The sequence below is a fragment of the Slackia heliotrinireducens DSM 20476 genome, from assembly GCF_000023885.1.
Lineage (GTDB): Bacteria > Actinomycetota > Coriobacteriia > Coriobacteriales > Eggerthellaceae > Slackia > Slackia heliotrinireducens.
On record NC_013165.1, the window covers coordinates 890,709 to 908,259 of the forward strand.

Below are 17,551 nucleotides of genomic sequence, written 5' to 3' on the forward strand. Positions count from 1 at the left end.
AGAAGCGATTGCAGGCGCTTGAAAACGATTGGAAAACAGGAGGTGACTAGTGGCACAAACAACCAAAGATAAGTTCGCCGTCGGCGGAATCCTGGACACCATCGCCCCATGGGTGATGCTGCTGGGCGGCCTGCTGATTACCGTGGGCTTCGTCCTGTCGTTCACCACGGCACCGCTCGTCAACGGTGCGGGTGTGAACGAACCCGCAGTCATCGGCGGTGTCGTTATCGCGAACAAACTGCTGCTGTCTCAAAAGATCTTCTATTGGCACGTGCCTGTAGCCGTGGCCAGCGCCATCGCCCTTTTGCTGATGGCGTACTTCAGCGTTCGGTTCCTCATGACGCGCAAGCACGAATACGACATGCGCGCCAACATCGCCATGGAGCTCAGCCTGGTCTTCGTGCTGTGTACGATGGTCTCCGGCACGTTCTGGGAGCGTTTCGAGTGGGGCGTGTGGTGGACGTGGGAGCCGCGACTGACCACCTACTTCATTCTGATGATGCTGGTGTTCGGTTACTTCATCCTACGCAATGCCATCGACGACCCCGAGCGTCGCGGCGTGTATTGCGCCGTGTTCGGCATCCTGTCCTTCGTGGACATGCCGATTAGCTTCGTCGTCACGCGTCTGGTTCCTTCCAGCCTGCACCCGGTGGTGTTCCGCACCGATTCGGGCCTGTCGCCCGACATGTTGCTGCCGTTCCTGCTGAGCATGTTCGGCATGTGCATGGTTCTGTACGGCCTGTATCGTCTGCGTCTGCGCACCCAGCTCATCCAGGAGCGCGTCGACGCCATTCAAGAGACTTTGGAGGATTAACATGGATCCCGTTTTGGCTGAGATTTACTCGACGGTGCTGGGCGCAGCCCCGTACGTCATCGCCGCATATGCCGGCATGCTTCTGATTCTTATCGTGTACGTCGTGTTCACCATGACCAAGCTGAAGAACAGCGAGAAACGTCTGACCGCCCTTGAAGAGCACGTGAAGCAGCTCTCCGAGTAACGTCTGCGCACATACGCAACCGAGTGGGCGGGCCTATCCGTGGGGCCCGCTCTTTTTTGTTGCTTGGGCGATCCGGCAGGGGTCTTGCCGCAGGATCGAAAGCTCGGGAATTCCCCGAAAGTTGAAAGCTTTTTGGTCCGCGAACCGTTTGCTGGCGTATCATGGAACGGATATTGCAATCGAGAGAAGAGGCGCACGTATGGCCATCGACACTAACAATTTCAACGCATTCGGAGCCCAGCCGATCAAGGCGAACCCCATGGGTTCCAGCTCGGCGGCGTTTCGCGGCACGGCATCCCAGGCAGGGGAGAGCGCGAAGTTTGCTGCATCCTACGGACAGGCCCGCCTAGACGCCATCCCCGGCGACGACCAGCGGTGGTCTTGGGTCGAGGTGGATCTGGGCGCCATCCGCAACAACGTGCAGGTGGTCAAGCGCATCATTCCTGCCGGCTGCAGGTTCATGGCGGTAGTCAAGGCAGACGGTTACGGCCATGGGGCCGTCGAAGTGGCCCGTGCGTCCATCGCCGCCGGCGCCAACCAGCTGGCGGTGGCCGGCGTCTACGAGGCCGTCGAACTGCGCAAAGCGGGCATTACGGCTCCTATCCTGGTGCTGTCCGAACCTCCTGCCGAGTCCATCCCTCTGCTGCTCGCCTACGACATCATGCCGTCGGTGTACTCGGCCGAGTTCGCCATCGCCTATGCTGAAATGGCCGACCTGCACGGCATGCGTGCCCCGTACCATCTGGCCGTCAACACGGGCATGAACCGTATCGGCGTGCGCTTCGACGAGGTCATCGACTTCTGCCGCCAGGTGGAATTCCACCGTGCGCTGGACCGTGTGGGCACCTTCACTCACTTCGCGACGGCCGACTGTGCCGAAACCTTCGACTTCAGCCTGCAGTTCCGCCGGTTCTGCGAGGTCATCGATGGCATGCGCCAGGTGGGGCTCGACCCGGGCATCGTGCACTGCGCCAACTCCGCGGCAACGCTGCGTTACCCCCAGACCCATCTGGACATGGTCCGCTTCGGCATCTCACTGTACGGCTACCATCCCTGCATCGAGACCCGCGGGCACTTCGACCTGCGTCCCGCCATGAGCCTGCATGCCCGCATCACGGCGGTCAACACGCCGCCCATGAGCGAAGGCGTGAGCTACGGCCTGCATTACCGCAGCCCCGGCAGCGTGAAGATCTGCGCCGTGCCCGTGGGGTATGCCGACGGATTCAGCCGCGGCCTGTCCGGACGCACCGCGTTCATCTACGGAGGCCGCCTGTGCAAGCAGGTGGGCAACATCTGCATGGACCAGTGCATGTTCGAAGTCGACCTGCGCACGTCCGCCATGCGCTCGCGCCTCGACCCGCATGTGGGTGACGAAGTGGTGCTCTTCGGCAGCAAGGACGGCTGCACCATCTACGTGGAGGACCTGTGCGACGTGTTGAACACCATCCCGCACGAGATCATCTGCGCCATGTCTTTGCGCATGCCGAAGGTGTACCTGAAATGACGATTCATTACGACCATTTCAAGACCATCTCTCCGTTGGGTGACGAGACGTCCGAGCAGCTGCTGGGCATGATCGGCGATGCCGTGCGCGCATGTCGCAAGTGCTACCTGTGCGAAGGGCGCACCAACGCCGTTCCCGGGTTCGGCAACGCCGGCGCGCGCATCATGCTGATCGGCGAGGCACCGGGCAAGAACGAGGACCTGCAGGGCAAGCCCTTCGTGGGCGCGGCCGGCAACTACCTCACCGAGCTTCTGGGGTATGCGGGCCTCACGCGCGAAGAGGTATTCATCGCGAACATCCTGAAGTGCCGTCCGCCTTCGAACCGCAACCCGCAGCCCGACGAGATCTTCGAGTGCACGCCGTACCTGCGCGACCAGGTGCGCGCCATCATGCCCGAATACATCGTGACCATGGGCAACTTCGCCACGAAATTCATCCTGCGCACGGACCGCGGCATCACGGGCCTGCGCGGCAACCTGCAAAAGACCGGCCAGTTCAGCGTGCTGCCGGTGTTCCATCCGGCGGCGGCCATCTACGACCGCACGAAGCGCGAAGTGCTTGAAGCGGACTTCGTGTATCTGGGCCGCCTTTTGGGCAATGTGCCGTGGGAAGGCGACGCACCGAACGACGGCCGATAGGAGGCTCGATCAATCATGACCCAAGATATCCGCGACGACGCATTCGACGCGCACGCGTATCTGAACCAGAGTTCGTGGACCCAGGTGAAGCTGGGCCTGGAGCGCATCACCACGCTGCTAGAGCGGTTGGGCCATCCTGAGCAGGCATATCCTGTGGTGCACATAGCCGGCACGAACGGCAAAGGCTCCACCAGCGCTTTTACAGCGGGCATCCTGCAGGCGGCAGGCTTTCGGACGGGTCTGTTCACTTCTCCTTACATCTTGGAGTTCAACGAGCGCATCCAGGTGAACCGCGAAAACATCGGCGATGCCGACCTGCATGATATCGCGCTTGCCGTGCGCCAGGCCGCGGACGGGTTGGAAGAGGAGCCTACGCCTTTCGAGCTGGTTACGGCCGTGGCGTTCGAATACTTCCGTCGTGCGGAATGCGACATCGTTGTGCTGGAAGTGGGTCTGGGCGGCCGCTACGACGCCACCAACGTCACCACGCCGGCGGTGTGCGCCATCACGCCCATCGCCATGGATCACGTCGGCGTCTTGGGCAACACCCTGGCGGAAATCGCCGGCGAGAAGGCGGGCATCATCAAACCGGGCGTGCCCGTGGTGTGCTACACCCAGAAACCCGAGGCCGAAGCGGTCATTCGGGCGGAGGCCCGGGCGATAGGGGCTCCGGTCATGACGCCGCGGTTCGGTCGCATCCATGCGCGCATGGAGGGTCTGCAGCAGGTGTTCTCCTATGACGGCATCAACGATGTGAAGCTGCGCCTGCTGGGGGCGTACCAGCCCTGCAATGCGGTTATGGCCATCGAGATCGCCCGTACCCTTCGCAACCAAGGTTTCGATATAGCCGACGAGGACATCAAGCGCGGTCTGGAGGAAACCCGTTGGCCCGGGCGCTTCGAGCTGGTGGCCACCGACCCCGTGACCATCGTCGACGGCGGCCATAACGAGCAGGGTGCCGAGGTGCTGGCCGATAGCCTGCGCAGGTATTTTCCGGACACGCCGGTCACCTTCGTTATGGGCGTGCTGAAAGACAAGCAGTATCCCCAGATGATCAACTATGTCGTGCCGCTGGCAAAGCGGTTCTACTGCGCCACCCCTCCCGAAAGCGAACGCGCTTTGTCCGCAGAGGATCTGGCCCAGGCGCTTCGCGAAGCGGGTGCGGCCGACGCGCGTCCTTGCGCGAGCATCGCCGAGGCCGTGCAGACCGCCCGTGCGCAAGCCGGTCCTGATGACGTGGTGTGCTGTTTCGGCAGCCTGTACAGCATCGCCACCATCATGGCGGCGCTTGAGGGCTAGGCTCGCTCGCCCTTAGACCCCTCGTCCATTTCGCGGGTCCAGTCGATATCGGCGGGGCGCCCCGGCAACCCGTCTTCTGCCGGGTTCCACAGGCATGCATCCATGTCCACATGGTCGTCGTCTACAAAGACGACGCCTTCGTCCTGCAGCAGCTTTCGTTGCACGCCGTCGCCGCCGAAGATGTAGCCTTCGGCGAGCTTTCCGTCCTTGAAAACCACGCGGTGGCAGGGGATCACCACGGGCTGGTCGTTGGTGCGCAGCGCCCATCCGACGTAGCGGGCCGAGCGTGGCCGTCCGATCAGCCGCGCTATCTGGCCGTAGGTCGACACCTTCCCACGAGGGATGCGTTTGACCTGTTCGAAGACCGCGTCGTTGAATTCTCCCATAGTTTTCCTCGCGATTCGTTGTCGCCGTGCCAGCCCGTTACGCAGGCTTTTCCTCATCCGCGTCGTGCTTCAGCGCGCGTGCGGCGTCAACAATGGCGCGTTCCAAAAGCTCTCGGTCGCCTTCGTCCATCCGACTCAGACGTTCGAAGAGGTATTCGTTGCTCTGTGCTATGTGGGCCTCCACGAAGGAACGTCCTTCGGCGGTCAGACTGTAAAGCCACGACCTGCCGTCGTCGGGGTTGCGCCGTTTGGACGCGTATCCCATGTCCTCCAGCTTGCCGGCGATTACCGAAGCGTGCTGCTTGGATATGTTGAGCCGCCCGGCAAGCTCCATGATGCTGGCCTGCTCGTTGATGCATAGGTAGTCCAGCACCTCCACCTGCACCTTTCCCATCTGGCCCTTGTAGGTGTCCTGATAGAAGGCGTAAATGTCGGAGACGAAGAATCGTCCTGTATGGAATGCGCTGGCAAGCACGTCGTTTCGGTCCATCACGTTCACCTCGTACCCATTGTACCAGCAAAAGAGAAAGGGCCGCGCAAACGGCCCTTCCCCGGTTGGTTTCATCCACGCGTCTTAGACGGATGTCAATCCGCCGTCGATGTAGATGGTTTGCCCCGTGGTGTAGGAGTTGCATTCGGAGGCGAACAGGAGCATCTGCCCCAGAATCTCGTCGATGCGGCCGGCACGCCCGATAGGTGCGCGGAACGCGAGGAACTGCTCGGCCTCTTCGGTCACGTTCATCATCTCGGTGGGGAACATGCCGGGGCCGATGGCGTTGACGGTGATGCCGTACTCGGCCCATTCCTGCGCCATGCCGCGGGTCATGTTGGGCACGCCGCCCTTGGTGGTGTTGTATGCCAGAATCGGGTTGTGGTGCGAGGCGATGCAGCCGTACATGGACGCGATGTTGATGATGCGGCCGTAATGGTTCTGGATCATGTTCTTCGCGACCTCACGCGCCATCAGGAAGTATGCGGTAATGGAAGTGTCGACAACCTTCTGCCACTCTTCCAGCGGCAGGTCGACGGTGGGGCAGACCTTGATGTAGCCGGCCACGTTGATGAGAATGTCGATCTTGCCGAAATGGTCGATGACCTTCTGCACGCCGTCGATGACGTCCTGCTCGACAGTGAGGTCGCAAACCACGGGCAGACACTCGCCACCTGCGGCTTCGATGTCAGCGCGGAGCTGTTCGAGCTTGTCGGCTCGACGGGCGAAGCCGGCCACCTTGGCGCCGTTCTCGGCAAGGGCCTTGCAGAAGGCGTTGCCCAGGCCCGACGACGCACCTGTGACCACAGCCACGCGTCCCGTGAAATCGAAATAGTTTTTCATGTGCGTGCTCCTTTCTTATCCGCGGCTGTACATCTGCCGCGCGATGCAAGATAGTCATAATAATACGACTAAAATTGAATTGTGGACGCGATTGTCGACGAGCGGCAGTATGGCGCAGCGGGCATGGCAGACGTCTGCTGGTAAGTTGAGGTCCCCGATGCGGCGGAACCGGCGAAGCCCGTCCGTTCGGCCTGCTGGGTGAGCATCTGGTGCAACGAGTTCCGTCGTTACCGGCAGTAAGGTACGGTTCGGTTGTGCTTCGTCTGGTAAGAGTCCTACTTTTTGCACGTTTTTCCGACTTGGAGGTTTGTATAAAACTTGCAAGTTTGCGTTCTCGATGCAGTGGAATCTAGATGCAAGGGTCTGAATAGGCACGATGCGAGCGCCGTCTTTTCAAACCACAACACGTGGTTGCAAATTGCTCTCCGATGGGTCCAAAACGGGCACAAAATCCCTTCCGAAAAACCTCCAAGTCGGTTTTATCGACAAAAAGAGCCCGAATCGCCAGACGAAACCGCGAACGAGGCATCCCCATTCGCCGCGCATACTCCTCCAGCCGCGAACCTGCAATACAGGCGACTGCCAAAGGGGCGGCCAGGATGAAAAGAAGGGGAGGGATGAGGCTGAGTCAGCCTCCGGCATCAGGGTACAAAAAGAGAGCCTCGCCCCCGCCCTAGGATGAACCCACCTCGAAAGGTGGGTGCTCGCAGCTCGCTGCTGAGCTTTCGCATCAACAGACGCGAATCCCTCTTACACGCGCGATCTTGAGCTCCCTAATTGTTTGCATCGGTCCATCGCATAAAAATGGTTTCGGAAGCAAGGCTCTGCTAAGAGTGTAGCCTGAACATTTTTAGAAAGAAAGCCTTGGATTTCGTCGCGAATGATGATAAGTATTAAAGGTATCTGCAAATCAAATCCTGAATAACAAACAGATGGCTCTTCAGGCTGCATACAGTGCCGCGCCCTTGTTGGGCTACAATAGCATCAATGGTAACGGGGTTTAGGAGGTGGCTCATGGCGAACGCAGTGGATGTCGCTCGCGTGCTTAAGGCGGGCGCGGAGGATAAGACGTCCTCGAAACGTCTTGTCGAAATCATGGGCATCCTTCGCCGTGCGAAGGTAACGCATGGCATCACTCCTGAGCGTCTGGTCGAGATCGTCGAGGAGCTCGGCCCCACCTTCATCAAAATGGGGCAGGTTCTCTCGTCGCGCTCGGACATGCTTCCTCAGGAATACTGCGACGCCCTCAAATCACTTCGCAGCAACACCACGCCCGAACCGTTCGAAACCATAGCCGAACGTCTCAACGACGCTTTGGACGGCGACTATACCAAGGTGTTTTCCGAGATCAGCGAAACGCCCTTGGGCTCGGCCTCCATTGCCCAGGTGCATCGCGCCAAGCTGCGCAAATCGGGAAAACAGGTGGCCGTCAAAGTGCTGCGCTCCCATGTGCGCGAAGACATGCTGCGCGACATCGAGCTCATGCGCCGCGGCGCCGACCTGCTCGACCTCACAGGCGTTCCCGGCATGGGGAGCATGACCGATGGCATCGATTTCAACGCCATCATCGGGGAGCTGGAGCGTACGGTCAGAGACGAGATAGACTTCGAGGCCGAGTCGCGCAATATCATCCACCTATACAACTTCATCAAACGCGACAAGGGAATCACCTGCCCGAAGGTGTACGTGCAGTACTCCAGCGATACGGTCCTGATCATGGAATTCGTCGAAGGCATTTCGGTCGAGCATGTCGATGCGCTTAAGGCCTGCGGATACGACTTGGAGGAAATCGGCAACCGCATCGCCGCCAACTACATGCGCCAGATGCTGGAAGAGGGCTTCTACCATGCCGACCCCCACGCGGCCAACGTCATCATCCGGCCCGCGAACTCGTTCGTTACGGCGACCGACGAAGCCGCAGGCGCAGCTCAGGACGAAGGCCTCGAGGCTGCTGCGGTGGTGAAGAACCGCGCCTCCGACTTCGAGGCGCTGCGCAAACGGCATCCCGATGCCGCCGTCGACTATCTCCTCTCCCTTCCCGAAAACCTTGTTCCCCAACTGGGTACTGGTGACCCGGGCGAGGTCGTCTGGATCGATTGCGGCATGATGGGCGAGCTTTCGAACCACGAGCGCACCCTGTTCGTGGACATGATGAAGGCCATGACCGACGGCGACAGCCATCGCCTGACCGACCTGTTCATCGAATGGGGCAGCGTGTCCGACGCGCCCGGCAAGCGCTTGGACTACGGCAAGCTGCTGCAGGACCTGGAACATCTCGTCGAGCGTTACACCCGCGACAGCGCCGAGAGCATCGCGCTTACGCCCATGCTGAACGACATCATGAAAATCCTCGAGTCGGCGCATGTCATCATGCCCCAAAGCTTTGTCACGCTCATCCGCGGTCTGGCCACGCTGCAGGGCATGCTCATCACGCTGTCTCCCGACATCAGCATTTTCAAGGTGGTGGAGGAATACCTTGCTGGGTACACCCTGCGCACGCTGGACGTGGGAAAAGAGACCGAGAAGCGTATTCGCAAGGCCCTGATGTCAGCCGACCGCGGCCTCGAGCTGCCCGAGCGCATCGCCAATGTGCTGGACATGGTCGAGAAGGGCCGTCTGAAGATAGACATGGACATTCCCGATGCATCCCAGCCCATCGGCATGATCGGTCCGATTGCGGACCGACTGACGCTGGGTATTGTCACGGCGGGCCTGTTCATCGGTTCGTCGCTCATCTATTCGGCGGGCATGAACCCGCAGCTGTTCGGCATCCCTGTCATGGGGTTCTTCGGCTATGCCGGCGCCATGGTTTTAAGCATCTACATTGTTGTGGACATGCGGCGTCGCCCGCGCCGTTAGCCGTGCTCCACTTGAAAGGCGGTTTGCGTGGACAACCTGTTCACTGAGTTGGAAAACGAAGCCAAAATGGCCGTGGCCCCTCTTGCCGTGCGGATGCGTCCGCGCACGCTGGACGAGCTCAAGGGTCAGCAGGAGGCCGTCGGCGAAGGCAGCTGGCTGCATGCCGCCATCGCAGCGGACACGCTGTCGTCCATCATCCTGTTCGGCCCCGCCGGCACCGGCAAGACGAGCATCGCGCACATCATAGCGGAAACCACGAGGGCCATCTTCGTTGAGGTGTCGGCCATCGGCGGCACCGTTTCCGACCTGCGCCGCGAGATCGCCGCGGCCGAAAAACGGCTCTACGCCACCGGCCGGCGCACCATCCTGTTCGTGGACGAGATCCACCGGTTCAACCGTAGCCAGCAGGATGCGCTGCTGCATGCCGTGGAGAACCGTACGGTGGTGTTGATCGGCGCCACCACGGAAAACCCGTTCTTCGAGGTCAACTCGGCGCTCATATCACGCTCCCGCGTGGTCGAGCTCCATTCGCTGTCCGACGATGACATCCGCCAGGTGCTGGACGCAGCCCTTGCTGACGAGCGCGGTTTGAAAGGGGAATTCGACCTTCTACCCGACGCCGCAGAAGCCATCGTCACCCTGTCTGGAGGAGATGCCCGCGGTGCTCTGACCACCCTTGAGCTGGCAAGCGGCCTGGCCCGCCAAGCCGTAGAGGACGGCGCTGCTAAGACGCCCGACGGGCGCATCCCCATCACGGCAGACATGGTGCAGCTGGCAACGCCCCACCGCGTTCTGCCTTACGACAAGAACAAAGACATGCACTACGACATCATCAGCGCCTTCATTAAGTCGATGCGCGGAAGCGATCCCGACGCGGCGCTGTATTGGATGGCCCGCATGCTCGACGGGGGAGAGGACCCCAAGTTCATCGCCCGGCGCATTTACATCCTGGCCAGCGAAGACATCGGCAACGCCGATCCGCAGGCCCTGCTCATCGCGGAGGCGGCGTTTAGGGCGGTCGAGGTCATTGGACTTCCGGAATGCCGGATCAACCTGGCCCAGGCCGTCATCTACATGGCGCTTGCCCCGAAATCCAACGCCTGCGAATCGGCCATCGATGCTGCGCTGTCCGAGGTCCGCCATGGCCCGAAACGCGACGTGCCCAGCTACCTGCGGGACCGCCATCGCCCTGGCGCCGAGAACTACGGCCGGTACCTGTATCCCCACGACTACCCTGGCCACTGGGTCGACCAGCGGTACCTTCCGGACGGTCTTGAGAAGGGCTGCTTCTACCAACCTGGCGAATCCGGTTGGGAAGCGTATCGTGTGGATGCGACCTCTCGCGACAGAAAGCGGCCGAATCAGTGATAAACTCGTTGTATCCATCTGTGACCGTTGAGGAGGCGTGATTGAAATGCCTGTGATTTCTGAGATCATCATTCCCATCGTTTATGTTGTCGTCGGAATCGCCCTGATTGCAGCGCTTGTCGAGCTGTTCTTGGTGCTGCGCACGACGCGCAAGACAGTAGACGATCTGAACGCGCAGGTTCAGCCTGTGCTTGCGGACGTCAAGACCATCACCGAAAGCGCCAAGCCCGCAGTGGACCGGGTGGATCCGCTGGTGGAGCGCGTCGCTCTGACGGTCGATGCGGCCAACCTTGAAATCATGCGCCTGGACGGCATCCTCGAGAACGTGGGCACCATCACCGAAACCGCATCCAACGCCACGCAGGCTGTGGACGCCATCACGTCCACGCCGCTGCGCGCCGTTTCCGACGCCACGGCCCGCGTCCGCGACATCTTGGGCTCCAAGAAGGCTTCCGACGAATCCAAGCAACTTGCCGAAAATGCCGAAAGCTTCGCCGAGCTTGAAGACGGCGAAATCGTTTCCCTCGAATCCTTGGCCGTCACCGGTTCGGAGAATCAGGCTCCTTCCGGCGAACCCGAGCAGGCCGCAGCACCTGCCGACAAGCCCGACCCGATCGCCGAGAAGTACTTCACCTACGGCAAGCCTGCCGCTGAGGAATAGGAACTCGAGGTTACAGCCGGCATGGAAGAGCTTCAAAGGGAAGAAGAACTCAAAAAAACCGAGAAGGCGAAACGCACGTTCTACCGTGCCTGGGGCATCATCGGCATCGTCGTTATCGTCGCGGGCATAGGCTATGTGCTTCGTATCCTCTCCACGCCGCTTTCCATCGTGATGTGGGCCACGCTGTTCGTGTTCATCCTGCGTTCACCGGTGGCCTTCTTCGAGAGCAAGGGTATCCCGCGCGTCTGGGGCACGGCCATATCCTACGTCGTCATGTTCGCGGTCCTGTCGGTGCTGGTCGCCATTATGTTCTCGCCTACCGACGGCATCGGTGAGCAGGCCGAGAACTTCATCGCGTCCATCCCCGGGTGGGCCACCAACGTGGCGGACTGGATCAACGCCAACTACGACCAGTATGCGCACATGTTCGACGAAACCACCGTGCGCGAATGGCTCGACAGCTTCCTGTCGTCCATGTCCGCCTGGGCAAACGAGCTGGCCAGCGCATCCGCTACTTCCATCCTCGATTTCACGAGCGGCCTGGCAAACTCGCTCATGATCATCATCTTCGGCCTCATCGTCGCATTCTGGATTCTCATGGAGCTGCCTGCGATGGGTCGCGAGTTCCGCCGCATGGTCCCCGACCGCTTCTCCGACGACGTGGAAATGCTGTACCTCACGGTCACGCAGGCGATGGGCGGCTATGTGCGCGCCACGCTGGTGGTGTGCCTGTCCATCGGCGTCGCGTGCGGCTTGGTGTTCGGCATCGCGAGCGTTCCCAATGCCGCCGTGCTTGCCCTGATCGCCGCCGTGCTCAACGTCATTCCCGTGGTCGGCCACTGGATCGGCCTGTTCTTGGTCACGGGCATCGCCCTGTTCTCCGGGCCGATCACCGCCGTCATCGTGTTCGTCAGCACGCTGATCATCCAGGAAATCGTCTACATGCTCATCCAGCCGAAGCTCATGTCCAATTCTGTGGACGTACATCCGGCGCTGGTCATCGTGGCCATGTTCATCGGCAGCTCCGCTGGCACCGCTTTGGCGGGCATCGTCGGATCCATCGTGGGCATGCTCATCTCCATTCCCGTCGCGGCCATTCTCAAGTCGCTGTTCGTGTACTACTACGAGAGGGGAACGGACCGCCAGCTGGTGTCCGAAGACGGCGTTTTCTTCAAGGCCACGCCGCAGCACGACCAGACGGACGACACCAAGCCAGATGCCATGGCCGACGCCGTGGCTCCCGTTCATCGCGCCGAGGCAGGTGTGACCAGCAGCTTCGTGCCGTGGTTCACCGGCCGCATGCCCGTCGACCTCTCTTATGACGGTGAAGAATCCGAAGAACCCCACGCCTCTGCCGGCCTTACCGGCAAACTCACCGAACGCATCAGGGGGCGCCATGCCGCCGACACTCAGGATGCCGACGATTCCGGGCTGGACATCCATGTGACCGACGCGCAGATCGTCGACGAGGAGCGTCGCAACCGCCACACGGGCCGATAAGCGCCGTCAACTGCATAATTTTCCGCTGCACTTCGGGTGTTGTTTCGGTGCATTCCGCCGTTGTTCCATTCGCTGCGTTACAATTCGTCGGTAACCCAAAAACCTGCTTACGGGGAAGGCACCGTCTATGCGCTATATGACAACCGCGGAAATTCGCGAAAAGTATCTGAAATTCTTCGAGGGGAAGGCCTGCAAGCGCCTGCCTTCTTCCTCCCTCATTCCCGATGATCCCAGCCTGCTGCTGACCAGCGCCGGCATGGTCCAATTCAAGCCCTACTTCCTGCACGTCAAGGAATTCGATCCCGCCTACGTGGGCGCCGCTACCGTGCAGAAGTGCGTGCGCACCAACGACATCGACATCATCGGCACCACCGGCCGTCACCTGAGCTTCTTCGAGATGCTGGGCAACTTCAGCTTCGGCAAGTACTTCAAGAAGGAGATGTGCGCCTGGGCATGGGAATTCTGCCTCAACGAGCTGGAGCTTCCCAAGGAAAAGCTGTACTTCACCGTGTTCGAGGACGACGACGAGACCATTGAGATCTGGAAGAGCCTGGGTGTCGAGGACAGCCACATTTCCCGCCTCGGCGAGGACGACAACTTCTGGCGCGCCGGCCCCACCGGCCCCTGCGGCCCCTGCTCCGAAATCTACTACGACCAGGGTCCCGAATTCGGCTGCGGTGATCCCAACTGCGCCCCCGGCTGCGACTGCGACCGCTTCCTGGAGTTCTGGAACTGCGTGTTCACCCAGTACGACGGGCAGGAAGACGGCACGCTTGCGCCGCTGCCCACCAAGAACATCGATACGGGCATGGGCCTGGAGCGCATGGCCGCCATCATGCAGGGTGTCCAGTCCAACTTCGACACCGACGTCATCCGCGGCCTCATCGCGGTGGGCGAGCGCCTGAGCGGCAAGTCCTATGTGGGCAAGGCCAATACCGTGGGTCACGGCAGCGAGCAGGGCGATATCGATCTGTCGCTGCGCATCTGCGCCGACCACAGCCGCAGCGTTGCCTTCATGATCGCCGACGGCATCCTGCCCTCCAACGAAGGCCGCGGCTACGTGCTGCGCCGTCTGCTGCGCCGCGCCGTCATGCACGGCCGCAAGCTGGGCATCGAGGGCGCGTTCCTCAACGAGTACGTGGCGGTCATCGTCGACCTCATGGGCCATGTGTATCCTGAAATCGTTGAGAACCGTGCGCTGGTGGAAAGCGTCATCGCCTCCGAGGAAGGCGCCTTCGCCAACACGCTGCGCCAGGGCCAGGCCTACCTGGCAGAGGCTCTGAAGAACCTTGAAGGCACCACGCTTTCCGGCGATGTGGCCTTCAAGCTGCACGACACCTACGGCTTCCCCGTGGAGGTCACCGAGGAGATTTGCTCCGAAAGCGGCATTTCCGTCGACCACGCGCGTTTCGAGGAATGCATGAACGAGCAGCGCGAGCGCGCCCGTGCCGCCACCAAGGACGATGCCGAGGCTGCCTGGAGCACTTACGGCAGCATCTACGCCGACCTGCTCAAGGAGCTTGGTCCCACGAAGTTCGTGGGCTACGAAGGAACCGATTACGAAGGCGCCACCATCAAGGCCATCATCCGCAACGGCGAGCTCGTCGGTTCGCTGCATCGCGGCGAGGAGGGCGAGATTGTCCTCGACACCACGCCGTTCTACGCTGAGATGGGCGGCGAGGTCGGCGACACCGGCATGCTGCACGGTACGTTCGGCGTGTCCGAGGTGCTGGACACCAAGGCGCCTGAGAAGGGCCTGGTCTGCCACAGGGTCCGTGTCATCGAGGGCGACTGCCACGCGGTGGACGAGACGGTGAACGCTTCCGTCGACGCCCAGCGCCGCGCTCTCATCACCCGCAACCACACGGCAACGCACCTGCTGCATGCCGCGCTGCGCGAGGTTTTGGGCGACCACGTGAAGCAGAAGGGCAGCTACGTCGGTCCCGACCGCCTGCGTTTCGACTTCACCCACTTCGAGGGCATGACGCCCGAGCAGATCGCCGAGGTGGAGCGCGTCGCCAACGAGAAGGTCATGCAGGCCATTCCCACCACCATTTACGAAACGTCCCTCAACGCCGCCCGCGAAGCCGGCGTCACGGCCCTGTTCGGCGAGAAGTACGGAGATACGGTCCGCGTCGTCGAGGCCGGCGAGTTCTCCCGTGAGCTCTGCGGCGGCTGCCATGTGTCCAACACTGCCGAAATCGGCTTCATCAAAATCGTGTCCGAGGGCTCCAGTGCCGCCAACGTGCGCCGCATCGAGGCTCTGACCAGCGTCGAGGCTCTGAACTACATGAACGCCGTCGAGGCCGAGCTGAAAGAAACCGCAGCCGAGCTGCGCGTCCCGATGTTCGACGTATCCGAGCGTACCGCTTCGAATCTGGCCACCATCAAGGATTACGAGACCAAGGCCAAGAACGCCAAGAAGATGGCTGCCGAAGGCAACATCGCCGAGCATGTCAAGGACGTCGTGAACGTGGGTTATCCGCTGCTCGTCGTTCGCATCGACGGTCTGGACACCGGCGGGTTGCGCAACGCTTGGGATATCATCCGTGCCCGCATGGAAACCCCGGGTGCCTGCATCATCGGTACCGTCAACAACGACAAGCCCATCATCATGGCGGCCGGCACCGATGAGGCCGTGGCCGCCGGATTCAACGCCGGTGCGGTCATTAAGAACATCGCCGGCAACATCAAGGGCGGTGGCGGCGGCAAGCCGAGCATGGCCCAGGCCGGCGGCAAGGACGCTTCCGGTCTCGATGCCGCGCTGCAAGCAGCCCGTGACATGCTCGGGGCATAGGCAGTGCGCGTACTAGCGCTTGACATCGGCGAGGTCCGCATCGGCCTCGCCGTTTCCGATGCGGCGGGGCGCATAGCTTCGCCGCTCAAGGTCCTTCCCGCCGACGTAGTGCTCAACGACGGGCGCGAATTCCGTATGCTCGTCGAGGATTGGGAGATAGAACATCTGGTGTGCGGCCTGCCGTATACGATGGCAGGGGAGGAAGGCCCTCAGGCCGCATCCATCAAAGAGAAGGCGCGACAAATAGCCAGTGCACGCGACCTGCCCTTATCCTTCGTTGACGAACGGCTGAGTTCGGCTGAGGCGAAACGCATTTTGCGTGAAGAGGGCTTGGATGAGCGGAGCATGCGCGGTAAAGTAGATATGATTGCAGCAAGCCTGTTTTTGCAGGCTTGGCTCGATTCGCATGACGACCAGTAATGTCCAAACATTCTTTATTCGCACTCTGAGACAAGGACTGAAACCATGCCGCGCAAACAGATCACCTACAGCAGCAGGCCAAATCATCGTGCCCGTATGGTGCATGCCCAAGGTGAGAAACAGTTCAGAACCTACGACACCTCCCATATCCGTCCGCGCCGCAGCAAGGTGCCGGTCATCGTGGCCGCCGTCATCGGCGTCCTTATCCTGGTTCTGGCGGGTTTGCTTCTGACGAATTTCGTGAAGGGCTGTTCTTCGGATGCCAATGAAAACATCGGCGAGACGGTCATCGTTTCCGAAGGCACCCAGGTCACCATCCCCGAAGGTGCGACCGCAAAAGACGTCGCCGCAGTTCTCGCCGATGCGGGTCTGATCGACGACCAGAAGGCCTTCGTCAAGCGCGCCGCCGCATTGGGTGCGGACGCCCAGTTCCAGGCCGGCACATACACCTTCTCCGAAGGCATGACCATGGACCAGGTCATCAACGCCATCGCCACGGGCGACACCGGGGTGCTCACCCTTACGGTGCCCGAGGGCTGGACCAATGCGCGCATCGCCACTGCCGTGGAGGAGTCGAGCAAGGGTGCCATTACCGCCGAAGACTTCGCAGCCCAGGCGCTTGCTTCCAACTATGTGGAGGACTATCCCTTCGTCGAGGGCGCCTACGAGGATTCCCTGGAAGGGTTCCTGTTCCCGAAGACCTATAACATCGAGCCTGGCGACACGGCCGATACGCTTATCCGCAAGATGCTCGACCAGTACGCCGCAGAGGTCGAGGTGCTGGATTACACCTATCCTGAAAGCCAGGGGCTGACCGCCTATGACGTGCTCATTCTGGCTTCCATCATCGAGAAAGAGGCGCTGCCTGGCGAAGACTTCCCCACGGAACGCGAGGACGTTGCTTCGGTCTTCTACAACCGCATGGCCGAGGAGATGCCGCTTCAGTCCGACGCAACCATGGGCTATGTCACCGGTGGTGAAGTGACCGCCGCCGACCTGGAGACGGAAAGCCCGTACAACACGTACCTGAACGACGGTCTGTGCCCCGGTCCCATCTGCAATCCTTCCATCGCGTCGCTGCAGGCTGCCTGCAATCCCTCGACCACCGATTACCTGTACTTCTTCATCGTAGATGAGGACGGGTACGTGGACCACACCTTCTCGACGACACTCGAAGATCATCAGGCTGCCATCGACCGCTACACCAACAGGTAGCGCCCGACCATGGCCCTTTTGCGACCTGACCGGTACTTCACCAGGGTATCTCTCATAGACCCGCAAGCCGACCTGCTCGACCGGGGCATTCGCTTCGTGCTGCTCGACATGGACAACACGCTTTTGCCCCGTGACACCCACGAGGTGCCGTCGGACATCCTCGCTTGGCTGGCTGATTTGTCGAAGTGCGGCGTCGGTGCTCTGATTCTGTCGAACAACTGGCATGAGAGTCCCTTCGAATGGGGGAGGCGCCTGGGTCTGCCCGTGGTGGCGAAGGCCTGCAAGCCGCTGCCCATCGCCTATGGGCGCGCGCTCCGCACTTTAGGGGCCACGCGCGCCGAGACCGTCTGCATCGGCGACCAGCTGATGACCGATATCTGGGGCGGGCACTTTGCCGGGTTCGCGTCGTATCTGGTCGATCCCCTGACGACGGTGGACCTCAAGCACACCTTGGTCCTACGTAAATTGGAGCGCAAAATCATCGGTGGCATGCCGCCTGAGAAGTAGTTGCTGCAATCCCCGTTCGATTCGCGGAATTTGCTGCATACATGGTGCAGCATGAGCGTATGCATC

Annotated in this window: 16 protein-coding genes; 13 read left to right on the forward strand and 3 right to left on the reverse strand. The window is 61.1% G+C overall.

Annotated elements, in window-relative coordinates; genetic code table 11:
* Positions 1 to 49: 49 nt before the first annotated feature.
* From ccsA to SHEL_RS03770, 5 genes are all read left to right on the forward strand, one after another.
* A complete protein-coding gene (ccsA, locus tag SHEL_RS03750) occupies positions 50 to 814 on the forward strand; it encodes a cytochrome c biogenesis protein (RefSeq protein ID WP_012797928.1) in 765 nt (254 codons plus the stop codon).
* Position 815: 1 nt separating this feature from the next.
* Positions 816 to 998, forward strand: a complete 183-nt coding sequence (locus SHEL_RS03755; protein ID WP_012797929.1) for a hypothetical protein — start codon at positions 816 to 818, stop codon at positions 996 to 998.
* Between the two features lie 199 nt (positions 999 to 1,197).
* Positions 1,198 to 2,502, forward strand: coding sequence for an alanine racemase (gene alr / locus SHEL_RS03760; RefSeq protein WP_012797930.1), 1,305 nt, complete (start codon positions 1,198 to 1,200; stop codon positions 2,500 to 2,502).
* On the forward strand, positions 2,499 to 3,140 hold the full coding sequence (locus tag SHEL_RS03765; RefSeq protein WP_012797931.1) for a uracil-DNA glycosylase: 642 nt from the start codon (positions 2,499 to 2,501) through the stop codon (positions 3,138 to 3,140). The genes alr and SHEL_RS03765 overlap by 4 nt, the downstream gene beginning before the upstream one ends.
* Before the next feature lie 15 nt (positions 3,141 to 3,155).
* Positions 3,156 to 4,439 carry a bifunctional folylpolyglutamate synthase/dihydrofolate synthase gene (locus SHEL_RS03770; protein WP_012797932.1) on the forward strand — a complete coding sequence of 428 codons (1,284 nt, stop codon included), beginning with the start codon at positions 3,156 to 3,158 and terminating at the stop codon, positions 4,437 to 4,439.
* On the opposite strand, the gene SHEL_RS03775 is transcribed toward SHEL_RS03770, so the two are convergent.
* The 3 genes from SHEL_RS03775 to SHEL_RS03785 all read right to left on the reverse strand — a co-directional run bounded on the left by SHEL_RS03775 (position 4,436) and on the right by SHEL_RS03785 (position 6,158).
* The gene (locus tag SHEL_RS03775; RefSeq protein WP_012797933.1) at positions 4,436 to 4,825 is read right to left on the reverse strand and encodes an MGMT family protein; all 390 of its coding nucleotides are present in this window, start codon (positions 4,823 to 4,825) and stop codon (positions 4,436 to 4,438) included. The two genes, SHEL_RS03770 and SHEL_RS03775, sit on opposite strands and share 4 nt — an antisense overlap.
* A gap of 37 nt (positions 4,826 to 4,862) precedes the next feature.
* On the reverse strand, positions 4,863 to 5,315 hold the full coding sequence (locus SHEL_RS14225) for a MarR family winged helix-turn-helix transcriptional regulator (protein WP_012797934.1): 453 nt from the start codon (positions 5,313 to 5,315) through the stop codon (positions 4,863 to 4,865).
* An 84-nt stretch (positions 5,316 to 5,399) separates the two neighbouring features.
* Entirely contained in the window at positions 5,400 to 6,158 is a 759-nt protein-coding gene (locus SHEL_RS03785; protein ID WP_012797935.1) for an SDR family NAD(P)-dependent oxidoreductase, read from the reverse strand.
* Between the two features lie 1,014 nt (positions 6,159 to 7,172).
* Here SHEL_RS03785 and SHEL_RS15580 point away from each other — a divergent pair.
* From SHEL_RS15580 to SHEL_RS03825, 8 genes are all read left to right on the forward strand, one after another.
* A complete protein-coding gene (locus SHEL_RS15580; protein ID WP_012797936.1) occupies positions 7,173 to 9,017 on the forward strand; it encodes an ABC1 kinase family protein in 1,845 nt (614 codons plus the stop codon).
* A 27-nt stretch (positions 9,018 to 9,044) separates the two neighbouring features.
* Positions 9,045 to 10,385, forward strand: a complete 1,341-nt coding sequence (locus SHEL_RS03795) for a replication-associated recombination protein A (protein ID WP_012797937.1) — start codon at positions 9,045 to 9,047, stop codon at positions 10,383 to 10,385.
* A gap of 46 nt (positions 10,386 to 10,431) precedes the next feature.
* The gene (locus SHEL_RS03800; protein ID WP_012797938.1) at positions 10,432 to 11,046 is read left to right on the forward strand and encodes a hypothetical protein; all 615 of its coding nucleotides are present in this window, start codon (positions 10,432 to 10,434) and stop codon (positions 11,044 to 11,046) included.
* A 21-nt stretch (positions 11,047 to 11,067) separates the two neighbouring features.
* Positions 11,068 to 12,546, forward strand: coding sequence for an AI-2E family transporter (locus SHEL_RS03805; RefSeq protein WP_012797939.1), 1,479 nt, complete (start codon positions 11,068 to 11,070; stop codon positions 12,544 to 12,546).
* A 127-nt stretch (positions 12,547 to 12,673) separates the two neighbouring features.
* Positions 12,674 to 15,343 carry an alanine--tRNA ligase gene (gene alaS / locus SHEL_RS03810; RefSeq protein WP_012797940.1) on the forward strand — a complete coding sequence of 890 codons (2,670 nt, stop codon included), beginning with the start codon at positions 12,674 to 12,676 and terminating at the stop codon, positions 15,341 to 15,343.
* A gap of 3 nt (positions 15,344 to 15,346) precedes the next feature.
* Positions 15,347 to 15,763 carry a Holliday junction resolvase RuvX gene (gene ruvX / locus SHEL_RS03815; RefSeq protein ID WP_012797941.1) on the forward strand — a complete coding sequence of 139 codons (417 nt, stop codon included), beginning with the start codon at positions 15,347 to 15,349 and terminating at the stop codon, positions 15,761 to 15,763.
* Between the two features lie 45 nt (positions 15,764 to 15,808).
* Complete coding sequence (gene mltG, locus SHEL_RS03820; protein ID WP_012797942.1) at positions 15,809 to 16,978, forward strand: endolytic transglycosylase MltG; 1,170 nt, start codon at positions 15,809 to 15,811, stop codon at positions 16,976 to 16,978.
* A 9-nt stretch (positions 16,979 to 16,987) separates the two neighbouring features.
* A complete protein-coding gene (locus SHEL_RS03825; protein ID WP_012797943.1) occupies positions 16,988 to 17,485 on the forward strand; it encodes a YqeG family HAD IIIA-type phosphatase in 498 nt (165 codons plus the stop codon).
* Positions 17,486 to 17,551 lie beyond the last annotated feature (66 nt).

Excerpts from the sequence above, each read along its gene's own strand:
- SHEL_RS03765 (WP_012797931.1), top strand. The coding sequence starts at position 2,499 with ATGACGATTCATTACGACCATTTCAAGACCATCTCTCCGTTGGGTGAC.
- SHEL_RS03825 (WP_012797943.1), top strand. The coding sequence starts at position 16,988 with ATGGCCCTTTTGCGACCTGACCGGTACTTCACCAGGGTATCTCTCATA.
- SHEL_RS03755 (WP_012797929.1), top strand. The coding sequence starts at position 816 with ATGGATCCCGTTTTGGCTGAGATTTACTCGACGGTGCTGGGCGCAGCC.
- SHEL_RS03800 (WP_012797938.1), top strand. The coding sequence starts at position 10,432 with ATGCCTGTGATTTCTGAGATCATCATTCCCATCGTTTATGTTGTCGTC.
- SHEL_RS14225 (WP_012797934.1), bottom strand. The coding sequence starts at position 5,315 with ATGGACCGAAACGACGTGCTTGCCAGCGCATTCCATACAGGACGATTC.
- SHEL_RS03805 (WP_012797939.1), top strand. The coding sequence starts at position 11,068 with ATGGAAGAGCTTCAAAGGGAAGAAGAACTCAAAAAAACCGAGAAGGCG.
- alr (WP_012797930.1), top strand. The coding sequence starts at position 1,198 with ATGGCCATCGACACTAACAATTTCAACGCATTCGGAGCCCAGCCGATC.
- mltG (WP_012797942.1), top strand. The coding sequence starts at position 15,809 with ATGCCGCGCAAACAGATCACCTACAGCAGCAGGCCAAATCATCGTGCC.
- SHEL_RS15580 (WP_012797936.1), top strand. The coding sequence starts at position 7,173 with ATGGCGAACGCAGTGGATGTCGCTCGCGTGCTTAAGGCGGGCGCGGAG.
- SHEL_RS03775 (WP_012797933.1), bottom strand. The coding sequence starts at position 4,825 with ATGGGAGAATTCAACGACGCGGTCTTCGAACAGGTCAAACGCATCCCT.
- SHEL_RS03770 (WP_012797932.1), top strand. The coding sequence starts at position 3,156 with ATGACCCAAGATATCCGCGACGACGCATTCGACGCGCACGCGTATCTG.
- alaS (WP_012797940.1), top strand. The coding sequence starts at position 12,674 with ATGCGCTATATGACAACCGCGGAAATTCGCGAAAAGTATCTGAAATTC.
- SHEL_RS03785 (WP_012797935.1), bottom strand. The coding sequence starts at position 6,158 with ATGAAAAACTATTTCGATTTCACGGGACGCGTGGCTGTGGTCACAGGT.